The sequence below is a fragment of the Noviherbaspirillum malthae genome (assembly GCF_015352985.1).
GTDB lineage: Bacteria > Pseudomonadota > Gammaproteobacteria > Burkholderiales > Burkholderiaceae_D > Noviherbaspirillum > Noviherbaspirillum malthae.
The window spans coordinates 1-13,329 of the sequence record NZ_JACYXF010000053.1 but is presented as its reverse complement, the minus strand read 5'-3'; the positions used below and the strand labels follow the sequence as shown (position 1 = coordinate 13,329).

Genomic DNA, 13,329 nt, shown 5'->3' with positions numbered 1-13,329 from the left:
CGCCCGCTCCCCTCGGGTGTCATGCAACGCGCCGGTAAACGCCGAGTTCGCTTGAAATCGGCTTGTAGCGCGACACGAACGGCGCCGCGTCGAGGCCATCTCCCTGATCGACGCTGAGTATGCCGAACACCGGCATGCTTTCATAAAACAGCTGCAGGGTGCGCCGCTTCAGATAGGCGCCGAAGTCCGGCATCGCGCGGCGGCAAATGATGGTCTGGAATTCATTGAATGATGCATCGGTCGCCAGGCTGTACTGCGCCCAGACGATGTTGCTGCGCAGCTGCTCGCTGAAGACGGCGCGCTCCCCTTCCCTCGCGCAGTAGGCGCCCAGGTCTGCCCTGCCGCCGCTTTCGCGGTAATTGCGCTCATAGCTTTCGAACCGTTCGCAGGCGAAACCGCCCTCGCTGGCTTCCGCCAGCAAGGCTTCGTTTTCCGCGGTTGCGAAGATCTGGGTGCGATCGAGCAGCTTTTCCTCCGAGAGCAGGATCGCCATGCCATAGACTTCTTCCGCGGTCGCGCATTCGGCCAGCCAGATGCGCGGCGACGGAAAGGAGCGAAGCCAGGGCACCATGGTCTGCCGCAGCAGCCGAAAGTAGACTGGATCGTCGAACAGCGCGCCGGGGCGCAGGCTGAGCGCCCGCAGCAAGGCGGCACCGGCGGCCGGGTCATGCAGCACCTGCTCCTGCAGGGCCGAAACCGTGCGCAACTTGCGGTTCTGCATCAGCGCGAGCAGCCTCTTCCTGACCGCTTCGCGCTGGTAGCCGCGGAAGTCATGCCCGAAATACCGGAAAACGCCTTCCAGCAGAAGGTCGATTTCCAGGTCTTCAACGATCCCGGCAATGGGCATGGACGGTTCCAAGCGTCATCCCATCCTATTGATGCAGCCAGACGCGCATCAGCGACAGCAGCTGCGCCACGTCCACCGGCTTGGTGATGTAATCGGAAGCGCCCGCCGCCAGGCACTTGTCGCGGTCGCCTTTCATGGCCTTTGCCGTCAGCGTGATGATGGGCAGTGACTTGAAGCGCGGAATGGCTCGGATGGCGCGCATGGTGTCGTATCCGTCCATTTCCGGCATCATGATGTCCATTAGCACGATTTCGATGGTCGGGTCCTTCTCCAGCACTTCGATGCCGTCCTTGCCGTTTTCCGCAAACAGTACCTTCATCTGCTGCCGCTCCAGCACCGAACTGAGGGCGAAGATGTTGCGCAGGTCGTCATCGACGATCAGCACCTTGCGGCCTATCAGTCCGCCGTCGGCCTGGTGGATATCCTCAAGCATCCGGCGCTGCGTCTCCGGCAGGCTGGTCGGCGAGCGATGCAGGAACAGCGCCGTTTCATCGAGCAGGCGCTCGGGCGAGCGCGCGTCCTTGACCACGATGGTCTTGGCGATGCGTTTCAGGTGCGTCACTTCCTTGCGGTTCAGTTCCTTTGCGGTATAGATCACCACCGGCAGGTTGCGCAGGCTGGCATCGTCGCCGATCCGGTCCAGCAGTTCCATGCCGTTGATATCGGGCAGCGACAGGTCGAGCACCATGCAGTCGAACTGGCTCGCATGCAGCGCGTCCAGCGCTTCCTTGCCGGAGCTGACCGCGACGATATGCACGTCGTTGGCACCGATGAGGTCGACGATCATGCTGCGCTGCATCGGGTCGTCTTCCACCACCAGCAGGCTGCGCTTGCCGCGGATGAGGAACTGCTGGATGCGGGTGAATTCCTCCTGCAGGCGCTCGCGGCTGACCGGCTTGTGCAGGTAGGAGATCGCGCCCTGGCGCAGCACCCGCTCGCGCTCCTTCAGGTTGGTCATGACATGAACCGGGATATGGCGCGTGCCCGGGTCTCGCTTGAGGCGTTCGAGCACGGTGAAGCCGTCGATGTCCGGCAGGTCGATGTCAAGCAGGATGGCCGCCGGCAGGTAGTCGCGCGCCAGGGTCAGCGCGGAATCACCCTGGTGCGTGACGATGCCCTTGAAATTCTTCTCGCGTGCGTAATCGAGCAGGATTCCGGCGAAGCGGGCATCGTCTTCCACGATCAGTACGGATGGATCGCCGGGCGCGATCAGCGCGCGGTCGTCGGAGGTGGTGCTTTCATAGGGCAATGAGGGCGCATCGGTACCGAGCTGCGACGGATGCAGTTCCTCCACATCGCTGATCTCGCTGATGTCGGAATTCAGGTAGACCATGTCGCCGCGCAGCATGCCCATCGACGATGTGGACTGCAGCGTCTCCTGGCTGATGAATCCGGAACGGTTGTACGGCAGGAACAGGGTGAAGGTACTGCCGACGCCGACCACGCTTTCCACGCGAATTTCGCCGCCGAGCAGGCGGGCAAGTTCCCGGCTGATGGACAGGCCGAGGCCGGTTCCGCCGTAGCGGCGGGCGGTACTGCCGTCGGCCTGCTGGAAGGCTTCGAAGATCAGCTGCAGCTTGTCGGAAGCAATGCCGACGCCGGTATCGGTAACCGAGAAGGCCAGCACTGCATCGGCCTGGTTCAGGTTGGGATGATCCGGCGTCCAGCCCGAGAGCACGCGGCCGATGCGCAGGGATACCTGTCCATGCGAGGTGAACTTGAAGGCGTTCGAGAGCAGGTTCTTCAGGATCTGCTGCAGGCGGGTGGTATCGGTCATCATTGCCACCGGCAGGTCGTCCGCCAGGTCGACCGAGAAGTTGAGCTGCTTGGCTTCGGCCATGTGGCGGAAGGTGCGCTCCACATAGCCGGACAGCGTGCGGAAACGGTATTCGCTGAGTTCCAGCGTGACCGTTCCGGACTCGATCTTCGACAGGTCCAGAATATCGTTGATGAGCGTCAGCAGGTCGCTGCCGGAACCGTAAATGGTCTTGGCGAACTCCACCTGGCGCGGGCTGAGGTTGCCGTCCGGGTTGTCGGAGAGCTGCTGGGCGAGAATGAGCAGGCTGTTGAGCGGTGTGCGCAGCTCATGCGACATGTTGGCAAGGAACTCGGACTTGTACTTGGAAGACAGGGCGAGCTGGGTTGCCTTTTCCTCGAGCGCGAGCTTCGCCTGTTCCACTTCGCGGTTCTTGCGTTCGACCTCGATGTTCTGCTCGGACAGCAGGCGCGCCTTTTCCGCCAGTTCGAGGTTGGTCTGCTGCAGCTCCTGGGCCAGCGACTGCGACTGGGTCAGCAGCGATTCAGTACGGCTATTCGCCTCGATCGTATTGAGCACCACACCGATCGATTCCATCAGCTGATCAAGGAACCAGAGATGAGTTTCGGTGAAGCGGTCCAGCGATGCGATCTCGATGACGGCCTTGACCTGCTGTTCGAACAGGATGGGCAGCACGACGATGTTGGTCGGCGGCGCCGCACCCAGGCCGGATGACACCTGGATGTAATCGCGCGGCACGTTGGTCAGCCAGATGCGCTGCTTTTCCAGCGCGCACTGCCCCACCAGGCCTTCGCCCGGCAGGAAGGAGGTCGGCAGCTTGCGGTTGGAACGGTAGCCGTAGCTGGCGATCATGCGCAGGCGGGCATCCTGGTCCTGCGAATCCATCATGTAGAACACGCCATGGTGCGCCGTCACCAGCGGTGCCAGTTCGGACAGGATCAGCGTTGTCACCGCGGTCAGGTCGCGCTGGCCCTGCAGCAGGCGCGTGAAGCGCGCCAGGTTGGTCTTGAGCCAGTCCTGCTGTGCATTCTTCTGCGTGGTTTCTTTCAGGTTGCGGATCATCTCGTTGATGTTGTCCTTGAGGTCCGCCACCTCTCCGCGCGTTTCCACCTGAATGGAACGGGACAAGTCACCGCGCGTCACGGCGGTCGCCACTTCCGCAATCGCACGCACCTGCGTGGTCAGCGTTGCCGCCATCTGGTTGAGGTTTTCGGTCAAGTCCTTCCAGGTACCTGCCGCGCCCGGCACCGAAGCCTGGCCGCCGAGCTTGCCCTCCACGCCCACCTCGCGGGCCACGGTGGTGGCCTGATCGGCAAACACCGCGAGCGTGTCGGTCATTTCGTTAATCGTGTTGGCCAGCGCCGCGATCTCGCCGCGCGCCGCCACGGTCAGTTTCTTTTTCAGATCGCCGTTCGCGACCGCGGTCACCACGCCGGCAATACCCCGCACCTGCGCGGTCAGGTTCGCCGCCATGAAGTTCACGTTATCGGTCAGATCCTTCCAGGTGCCCGCCGCGCCTTCGACCTGAGCCTGGCCGCCCAGCTTGCCTTCGGTACCCACCTCGCGCGCCACCCGCGTCACCTCGGATGCGAACGAGGACAACTGGTCCACCATGACGTTGATGGTGTTCTTCAGCTCCAGGATCTCGCCCTTGACGTCCACGGTGATCTTCTTGGACAAGTCACCGCGCGCCACCGCCGTGGTCACTTCCGCGATGTTACGTACCTGGCCGGTCAGGTTCGAGGCCATGAAGTTCACGTTGTCGGTCAAGTCCTTCCAGGTGCCGGACGCGCCGGGAACGTTCGCCTGGCCGCCGAGACGGCCTTCGGTGCCCACTTCACGCGCCACACGGGTCACCTCGGATGCGAAGGACCGCAGCTGGTCCACCATGGTGTTGATCGTGTCCTTGAGCTGCAAGATCTCGCCGCGCACGTCCACGGTAATCTTCTTGGACAAGTCGCCGTTCGCTACCGCAGTCGTCACGTCGGCGATGTTACGCACCTGGGACGTCAGGTTGCCCGCCATGGAGTTCACCGAGTCGGTCAAGTCCTTCCAGGTACCGGCCACACCGGGCACGTTCGCCTGGCCGCCCAGCTTGCCTTCGGTACCCACCTCTCGCGCCACTCGGGTGACTTCGGATGCAAACGAAGACAACTGGTCCACCATCACGTTGATGGTGTTCTTGAGTTCGAGAATCTCGCCCTTGACGTCCACCGTAATCTTCTTGGACAGGTCGCCGCGCGCCACCGCCGTCGTCACTTCCGCGATGTTTCGCACCTGACCGGTCAGGTTGGAGGCCATGAAGTTCACGTTGTCGGTCAAGTCCTTCCAGGTGCCGCCCACGCCCTTCACCTGAGCCTGTCCGCCCAGCTTGCCTTCAGTACCCACTTCACGCGCCACCCGCGTCACTTCCGACGCGAAGGAGTTCAGCTGGTCCACCATGACGTTGATGGTGTTCTTCAATTCGAAAATCTCACCGCGCACATCCACGGTAATTTTCTTGGACAGGTCACCGTTCGCTACCGCCGTCGTCACGTCGGCGATGTTGCGCACCTGGGACGTCAGGTTGCCCGCCATGGAGTTTACCGAGTCGGTCAAGTCCTTCCAGGTACCGGCCACGCCGGGCACGTTTGCCTGGCCGCCGAGCTTGCCTTCGGTACCCACTTCCCGCGCCACCCGCGTCACTTCGGACGCGAAGGAATTCAGCTGGTCCACCATCACGTTGATGGTGTTCTTGAGTTCCAGAATCTCGCCCTTCACGTCCACCGTGATTTTCTTCGACAAGTCACCGTTCGCCACAGCAGTCGTCACGTCGGCAATGTTACGCACCTGCGCGGTCAGGTTGCCTGCCATCGAGTTCACCGAGTCGGTCAAGTCCTTCCAGGTGCCGGCCACGCCCGCCACCCTGGCCTGGCCGCCCAGCTTGCCTTCGGTACCCACCTCGCGCGCCACCCGCGTCACCTCGGATGCGAACGAGGACAGCTGGTCCACCATCACGTTGATGGTGTCTTTCAGTTCCAGGATCTCGCCCTTGACGTCCACGGTGATCTTCTTGGACAAGTCGCCGTTCGCCACCGCCGTCGTCACTTCCGCGATGTTACGTACCTGGCCGGTCAGGTTCGAGGCCATGAAGTTCACGTTGTCGGTCAAGTCCTTCCAGGTACCGCCCACGCCTGGCACGTAAGCCTGTCCGCCCAGCTTGCCTTCGGTACCCACTTCCCGCGCCACACGGGTCACCTCGGATGCGAAGGAGCGCAGCTGGTCCACCATGGTGTTGATCGTGTCCTTGAGCTGCAGGATCTCGCCGCGCACGTCCACGGTAATCTTCTTGGACAAGTCGCCGTTGGCTACCGCCGTCGTCACGTCGGCGATGTTACGCACCTGGGACGTCAGGTTGCCCGCCATGGAGTTCACCGAGTCGGTCAAGTCTTTCCATGTCCCGGCCACACCGGGCACGTTCGCCTGGCCGCCCAGCTTGCCTTCGGTACCCACTTCCCGCGCCACCCGCGTCACTTCCGATGCGAACGAAGACAACTGGTCCACCATCGTATTCGCGGTGGAAGCGGCGCGCAGGAATTGTCCCTTGAGAGGCCGTCCGTCGACATCGAGCGCCATGGTCTGGGAAAGGTCGCCCTTCGCCACCGCGCCGATGACGCGAGCCATCTCGGTCGTCGGATGCACGAGGTCGTCGATCAGGGTATTGACGGATTTGACGATGGTGGCCCAGCCGCCGGCGACGCTGGGGAGCGTTGCGCGCTGCGTGAGACGGCCTTCGCGTCCGACCACGCGGCTGACTTCGGTGATCTCCCGCGTCAGCTGCTCGTTGGTCTCCATGATGTCATTCAATGTATCCGCGATCTTGCCTGCCAAGCCGGTCAGGTCCGACGGCATGCGCGTGGAGAAATCCCCCTTTTTCAGCGCGGTCAGGACGCCCAGCAACAGCTTGGCATCCAGTTCATCGGTCAACTTGGTCCTGGTGTCCATCAACGATCTCCCACTCCTGATCAAAATCCGTTATCGCACGCATGCTGCCGTCGAGGGCAGCCGCAGTTCCTCTCCGCACTCCGCGGCCGGCATCCGGATAATCATCTTATCCTTGCGGCGCAAGCGGGCATAGCATCTCCAGGCTGACATACGGGCAGCCTGGATGCTTTCTATGAAGAAAGGAATAACGTATTTTGGGCGAAAGAGTGCCGTCAAGCAATTCGCGGATGGATAGCTGACGGTATTAGGCGACCAACCATTGATTAATATCAAGCGCCATAGGAAGGCAGTGAGAGGCGCTTGTCAGGTCAGTTCGTTGAGGTTGTCCGATTCCTTCTTGCGGCGCGCTGCGGGCGCCCGCTTGCGGCCGATTTTCAGGTCGAGCGCATCGCTGGCGCGCCGGTCGAACAGCACTGTGGGCAGGCTGCCGTCAGCGCCGTCGCTGGCCATTCCGATTGCGTCGTCGAGCGGTATGGAAATGCTGAGAGTGGTGCCGATATCCTGGCCGGTCTGAATCTCGAATTCGCCGCCCAGGGTGCTGACGCGCTCCTTGATGCCGACCAGGCCGAAGGAATTGGCCTTGCGCCTGCATCCCGGGAAAATGCCGACGCCATTGTCGGAAATCTTCATCTGCAGCTGGGTGGCGCTCAGCGACAGTTCAATATTCGCCTTGGTCGCGCGCGCATGCCGGAACACATTGTTCAGCGACTCCTGAACGATGCGGAAAAGCGCAGTGGCTCGGCCGTCATCCATGACCAGTTCCGTAGGCGGCATGATCAGTTCGCAGGCGATGCCGGTGCGCCGCTGGAATTCCTTGACCTGCCATTCGATGGCAGCATTCAGGCCGAGGTCAAGAACCGTCGGCCGGAGGTTGTTGATGATGGCCCGCATGGCTTTCATCGTGCTGTCGATATGATCGAGCACGCCATGCACCTTCTTGTTCAGCTTGGGATGCGTCGCGCCGGTGCGCGCATGCAGCATGGCGATGTCGATGCGCAGGGCGAGCAGGTTCTGGCCGAGCTCGTCATGAATCTCGCGGGCGATCCGCTTGCGCTCGTCTTCCTTGATGCGTTCCTGGTAGCTGGCCAGCTGACGCAGCTCTTCCTGCGACTGGCGCAGCGCTTCTTCGGCCTGGCGCCGCTCGCTGATGTGCTGCAAATCCTGCTTGCGCTGCTCCTGCAGGTCTTCATTGAGCTTTTCAAGCTCCTTCTTCTGGTGCTGCAGCTGCAGATTCTTCTTGGCCAGCTCGACGAAGACGGCAACCTTGGATTGCAGGATTTGGGGAATGATCGGAGTAAACAGATAATCGACCGCGCCGCGCTGATAACCTTTCAAGCGGTTCATCTCGTCCGCGTAATGGGCGGTGACGAAAATGATCGGCACTGCGGCCGAGCGCGGATGGGAGTGAATCGCCTCCGCGGTTTCGAAGCCATCCATGCTGGGCATGCTGACGTCGAGCAGGATAACGGCAAAATCGTGGGTCAACACCTTCCGCAACGCTTCCTCGCCCGAGCGTGCCGTGATGACTTCGTAGTTGTCACGGTCGGTCAGCAGGCTGGCCAGGGCCAGCAGGCTTGCGGAATCGTCGTTGACTAGTAAGACCTTAGGAGTAAACACCGGTATCAGGACGCATCTATGAACGAGGAAGGCTCATGAAATTTCCGCGTCATCAGGGCTATCCCGAAACGGAATTTCCCCGGCCTGCGCGACATGTCTGGCCGTCCTTCGTCTGGGTTAAACAAAACTGCAGACTTCTCATCCCCGGAACCGGATGCACCTCATATTCCGCAACGCATTGATTTCATTTGAGAAATATGCTGGTTCCAAGAAACCCCAATGTAACATAGATAAATGAAAACGGCTGCCCGGTCCCGGCAGCCGTTATTGCTCTATATCAAGTGTTGATCACGGGAAGTATTGGCTTCAGCGCGCCGCCGCCTGCACCTGCACCAGAGTTTGCGGCTTGGTGGACTCCAGCCATTTGCGGACCCGGCCGGCGTCGGCGAGCCGTGAATCCTTGCCTTTCGAGTCCAGGAATACCATCACGACCGGGCGGCCGTCGATGCGGCTCTGCATCAGCAGGCATCGGCCTGCTTCGGAGATATAGCCGGTTTTCTGAAGACCGATATCCCAGCCCGGGTTCTTGACCAGGCGATTGGAATTCATGTACTGCAGCTGATGCCCGTTACCGGTATCGACTGCGTAGTTCTCATCGGTGGAGTAATCCCGAATGACGGGGTACTGGTAGGCAGCAACGACCAGCCTGGCCAGGTCACGCGCGCTTGCAACGTTATGGCTGGACAGGCCGGTCGAATCGACATAGCGGGTGTCCATCATGCCGAGGGCCTTGGCCTTTGCATTCATGGCGGCTACGAAGGCCGGCAAGCCACCCGGGTAATTGCGTCCGAGGGCGGAAGCGGCACGGTTCTCCGAGCTCATCAACGCAATGTGCAGCATGTTGGCCCGGCTCATGTGGGAGCCTACGCGCAGACGGGAGGTGCTGTTCTTTTCGCGATCGATATCGTCGGTCGTGACTTCAAGGACCTCGTCCATGTTCTGCCGGGACTCGACCACGATCATGGCTGTCATCAGCTTGGTGAGCGATGCGATCGGCAGGGGCACGGCGGCGTTTTTCTCGAACAGGACCTGGGACGTTCTCTGGTCGATGACGACCGCAGCATTGGATTTGAGGGAAAGCGGATCATGGGTCAGGTTCAATCCTGCCATGTCACCGGCTGTCATGACGGGGGGCACCGCTGCGGCTGCCGGGTTGGGCGAAGGACTGAATGCCACCCGCTGGTAGCCGGAATTCGGCTTCGCCTTGACGGCCACGGCAGAACGCACGGCAGTGGCTTGGACGACCTTCTTGCCTGAACGGCGCTCGACGGATGTCTTGACCTTGGCGGAAGCGGTTTTCGCTACCGGCTTCTTGGCCACCTGTTTCTTGACAACCTGCTTTTTGCCGGATTTCGCGGCGGCCGAACCCTGCGCATGCACTGCGGGGCTCGCAACGGCAAAAGCGAATAATGAAATAACGATACCCAGCGCGGACTTAACCATCGCCCCTCTCCCTGATTCTGCAAGTCGCAATTATAGCTTGCAGCCTAGCAAAATAGTGAAAATCAGCAAGGGAATTAAGGCCTTAGCGCAACGTGTTAAACGAGTTTCTCACTCGGATTTGACGATTCGCAATCTTGACCAATGGAAATATAGTTTCTTAAGAACAATTTACTTGATGCGTCATATCTCCCTCGCATGTTGCATCATTACAACTTTTTTATTCCTCGGCGTGCAGGATCGTCTGCAGCAGCGACCGGAGCCGGTCAGGCAGGGGAGTCGGCTTGCGGCTTGTGCGGTCTACGTAGACATGGACGAAATGACCTTGGGCTGCAGCCTGGTCTTCGTTCGCTCTGAATATTCCCACCTCATAGCGCACGCTGGAATTCCCCAGTCTGCTGACCCTCAGTCCGGCCGAGATTTCTTCGGGAAAGGCGACCGACGCAAAATAATTGCATTGCGTCTCGATGACCAGACCAATGACCGGGCTGTGCTCGATATCCAGCGCGCCGTTGTTGATCAAAAACTGGTTCACCACGGTGTCGAACCAGCTGTAGTACACGACATTGTTCACATGACCGTAGGCGTCGTTGTCCATCCAGCGGGTGGTAATCGGCAGAAAATGCCTGAAATCCTTTCTGGTCAAGCGGCTTGTTTTCTCAGGCTTGCTGTTCTGATCCATCAACTGCGTCTCCCTGTCTTTGCCCGACCGATCCCGGCCAGGCCTGGTCATTTTCAACGTGGAGCGGAGTGTATCCCAATCACCGCCCCGCGTCTCGGGAGGTTTTACTTCTTGACGACGAGGGCGACGCCGATCACCGCGAGCAGCATTCCAAGCATGCCGATCATGCTGAAGGCTTCCCCGAACATGATCCAGGCCATCACGGCCGTCGTCGGCGGCGTCAGGTACAGCAGGCTGGTCACCTGCGTCGCCGCGCTTTTCCGGATCAACGCAAACAGCAGGAAGATGGCGCCGATGGAGAGCGCAAGAATCGACCAGAGCAGCGCACCGACGAACTGGGGCGTCCACTGCACCGTGGAGAATCCGGGGTCAAGGTGCTCGAACAGGATCGCGAACGGCAGCACCGCCACGATGGAAGCGGAGAACTGGATGATGGTGCCGGTACGCAGATCGAAATTGGGGCAATAGCGCTTCTGGTAGAGCGTCCCGACGGTGATCGACAGCAGTGCGAAGATGCACAGGGCAATGCTTTCCCAGGAAAGGCCGATCAGCGATATCTTGTTGGCCACGACCAAGCCCACGCCGGCAATGCCGAAACCCAGCCCGACCCACTGCTGCCTGCGTACCGATTCGCCGATCAGCGGCGCGGCAAACGCCGTCAGGATGGGCTGCATGCCGACGATCAGCGCCGACAGTCCCGCCGGCATGCCGACCTTGATCGCGCACCATACGCCTCCGAGGTAACCGGCCTGCACCAGCACGCCGGCAACGGCGATATGGCGCATGCGTCCGACCGGCCAGGGCGCGCGCATCAGCAGCACCAGCGGCAGCAGGACGATCAGCACGCCGAAAAACCGCAGCAGCAGGAAACTCAGCGGCTGGGCATACGGCAGGCCGAACTTGGCGACGATGAAGCCGGTGCTCCAGATCAGCACGAAGACGAAAGGCATGGCGGAGAGCATGGGGCTGTTGCTGCCCGAAGCCACGGAAGTGGGTGGAGTAAGAGCTTTCATTCGGCGGATGCGGTCTGTTCAAGGCCGGCGGTGCCGGCATAAGTGGAAGCGATCGCGATAGTCTGCAGGTGCACCGCTACCGTGTCTTGTATATTCTTGCCGTAGCCTCCTGCCATGGCGACCGCCACCGGCAGGCCCCGCTCCCGCGCGCGGTCGAAGACCATGCGGTCGCGCGCCGCAAGTCCGGCTAGCGTGAGCTTCATCTTGCCGAGCCGGTCGCCTTCATGCGGATCGGCGCCGGCGAGATAGATCAGCAGGTCCGGCGCGAAACGGGAAAACAGCGTGTCCAGCCCCTCCTTCAGGCTGGCGAGATATTCATCATCTTCCACGCCGTCCGGCAAGGCTATGTCGAGATCGCTTGTCTCCTTGGCAAACGGATAGTTGTTTTGGCCGTGGACCGAGAACGTGAACACCGAATCATCATTGGCCAGGATGGCGGCCGTGCCGTTGCCCTGGTGGACGTCGAGGTCGATGACGGCCACGCGCCGGGCGCGGCGCTCGGCCTGCATGAGGCGGGCTGCGATTGCGGCATCGTTGAAGATGCAGAATCCTTCCCCGTGATCGGCATAGGCATGATGGGTGCCCCCGGCCAGATTGACGGCGACGCCGGAATCGAAGGCGGCGCGGCAGGCGGAGATGGTGGCGCCGGAAGAGCGGCGCGAGCGCTCCACCATCTGCGGTGTCCAGGGAAAGCCGATCGCCTTTTGTTCCTTGTCCGAGAGGAGCCCGTGCGAGACGCGTTCTATGTAAAGCGGATGATGCGCCAGTGCCAGCACGCCGTCCGTCGTATACGGCGCTTCCTCGAAACTGACCCGAGGAAGCTCAGCCGCCACGCCGTCGCGCAGCATCCGGTATTTCTGCATGGGGAAACGGTGTCCCTGCGGCAGTGGCAGGACGAAATGATCGCTGTAAAAGGCTTTCACCGGGGGCGTGTGCACTTGAAGGAAAGTCGTCGAGTTTAACATCCGCGTCCCGGACCTCTTGGCAGAACCCGACCGTTCTCCGATGCAATTGATTTTCAAGCGAATTTCCGAATTTTGTGCTTCGCAACAAAAATTGTTGACTCGCCAAAAAAAATCCATAAAATGCGAATTGTTGCGACGCACAAAAATGAAATCCGGGTGCGTCTCTTTCTTCAAACGAAGCACCTCTTTCCAGGAGATCATCATGTTTGCAATTCCCGAGCAATTCTCTGCAGCCTCCAAAGCCAGCGTCGAAGCCCAGCTCGCCGTCCTGTCCACCCTGACCAGCAAGACCTTCGAAAGCCTGGAAAAGGTCGTGGACCTGAACCTGGCCACCGTGAAGTCTTCGCTCGAAGATTCCGGCAACGCAGTCAAGCAGCTGCTGACCGTCAAGGACCCGCAGGAATGGCTGAGCGTCGCTACAGCCCAGACCCAGCCCAACGCCGAGAAGGCCATCGCCTACGGTCGCCAGCTGGCAAGCATCGCTTCCAGCGTCCAGGCAGAGTTCAGCAAGGCCGCCGAAGCGCAGATCGCGGAAAACAGCCGCAAGCTGCTGGAACTGATCGATGAAGTGACAAAAAATGCACCGGCCGGCTCGGAAAACGCCATCGCCCTGTTCAAGTCCGCCATCGGCAACGCCAACGCCGGCTATGAGCAGTTCAACAAGACTGCCAAGCAGGCTGCCGACACGATCGAAACCAACCTGAACCAGGCTGTCACCCAGTTCGCCCAGCCGGCAGCGGCTGCAGCCAAGGCGACCGCCCGCGCTGCGAAGAAGTAAGACGACGAGAAACACGGCGCACCAGCCGCCAACGAAAAAGCCCCGGTTTCCGGGGCTTTCTTTTTTATTATGCGTTTTAGCCTGACCTACATGACCTAGCGGTACTTTGTTGAAAGTGGATTATTGAGCGGCTATGCTGGGAGCAGGAGGTCTGCTGCCATGACTGCTCGTCGACCCTGTCCAGTTGCACCGGGCCCACTTGAGGACTATGCGGTACAGTTTGATT

The 13,329-nt window shown here is 60.7% G+C and carries 8 protein-coding genes; 1 reads left to right on the top strand and 7 read right to left on the bottom strand.

The genetic code is table 11. The features are described from left to right. Positions 1 to 19: 19 nt before the first annotated feature. From IGW03_RS29170 to IGW03_RS29140, 7 genes are all read right to left on the bottom strand, one after another. A complete protein-coding gene (locus IGW03_RS29170; RefSeq protein WP_194726010.1) occupies positions 20 to 847 on the bottom strand; it encodes a CheR family methyltransferase in 828 nt (275 codons plus the stop codon). A gap of 25 nt (positions 848 to 872) precedes the next feature. Next, the gene (locus IGW03_RS29165; protein ID WP_194726009.1) at positions 873 to 6,608 is read right to left on the bottom strand and encodes a hybrid sensor histidine kinase/response regulator; all 5,736 of its coding nucleotides are present in this window, start codon (positions 6,606 to 6,608) and stop codon (positions 873 to 875) included. A gap of 303 nt (positions 6,609 to 6,911) precedes the next feature. Further along, positions 6,912 to 8,225 (bottom strand): ATP-binding response regulator, encoded by a 1,314-nt coding sequence (locus tag IGW03_RS29160; RefSeq protein WP_194726008.1) that lies wholly within the window; start codon positions 8,223 to 8,225, stop codon positions 6,912 to 6,914. A gap of 306 nt (positions 8,226 to 8,531) precedes the next feature. Continuing rightward, on the bottom strand, positions 8,532 to 9,668 hold the full coding sequence (pbpG, locus tag IGW03_RS29155) for a D-alanyl-D-alanine endopeptidase (protein WP_194726007.1): 1,137 nt from the start codon (positions 9,666 to 9,668) through the stop codon (positions 8,532 to 8,534). Positions 9,669 to 9,885: 217 nt separating this feature from the next. After that, positions 9,886 to 10,347 (bottom strand): acyl-CoA thioesterase, encoded by a 462-nt coding sequence (locus IGW03_RS29150; protein ID WP_194726006.1) that lies wholly within the window; start codon positions 10,345 to 10,347, stop codon positions 9,886 to 9,888. A gap of 104 nt (positions 10,348 to 10,451) precedes the next feature. Beyond that, positions 10,452 to 11,309 (bottom strand): DMT family transporter, encoded by an 858-nt coding sequence (locus tag IGW03_RS29145; protein ID WP_438943684.1) that lies wholly within the window; start codon positions 11,307 to 11,309, stop codon positions 10,452 to 10,454. Between the two features lie 47 nt (positions 11,310 to 11,356). After that, positions 11,357 to 12,283, bottom strand: a complete 927-nt coding sequence (locus tag IGW03_RS29140; protein WP_194726004.1) for a histone deacetylase family protein — start codon at positions 12,281 to 12,283, stop codon at positions 11,357 to 11,359. 244 nt (positions 12,284 to 12,527) lie between these two features. Here IGW03_RS29140 and phaP point away from each other — a divergent pair, with 244 nt between their 5' ends. Next, entirely contained in the window at positions 12,528 to 13,103 is a 576-nt protein-coding gene (gene phaP, locus IGW03_RS29135; protein WP_194726003.1) for a TIGR01841 family phasin, read from the top strand. Positions 13,104 to 13,329 lie beyond the last annotated feature (226 nt).

Excerpts from the sequence above, each read along its gene's own strand:
- phaP (WP_194726003.1), top strand. The coding sequence starts at position 12,528 with ATGTTTGCAATTCCCGAGCAATTCTCTGCAGCCTCCAAAGCCAGCGTC.
- IGW03_RS29170 (WP_194726010.1), bottom strand. The coding sequence starts at position 847 with ATGCCCATTGCCGGGATCGTTGAAGACCTGGAAATCGACCTTCTGCTG.
- IGW03_RS29165 (WP_194726009.1), bottom strand. The coding sequence starts at position 6,608 with ATGGACACCAGGACCAAGTTGACCGATGAACTGGATGCCAAGCTGTTG.
- pbpG (WP_194726007.1), bottom strand. The coding sequence starts at position 9,668 with ATGGTTAAGTCCGCGCTGGGTATCGTTATTTCATTATTCGCTTTTGCC.
- IGW03_RS29150 (WP_194726006.1), bottom strand. The coding sequence starts at position 10,347 with ATGGATCAGAACAGCAAGCCTGAGAAAACAAGCCGCTTGACCAGAAAG.
- IGW03_RS29145 (WP_438943684.1), bottom strand. The coding sequence starts at position 11,309 with ATGCTCTCCGCCATGCCTTTCGTCTTCGTGCTGATCTGGAGCACCGGC.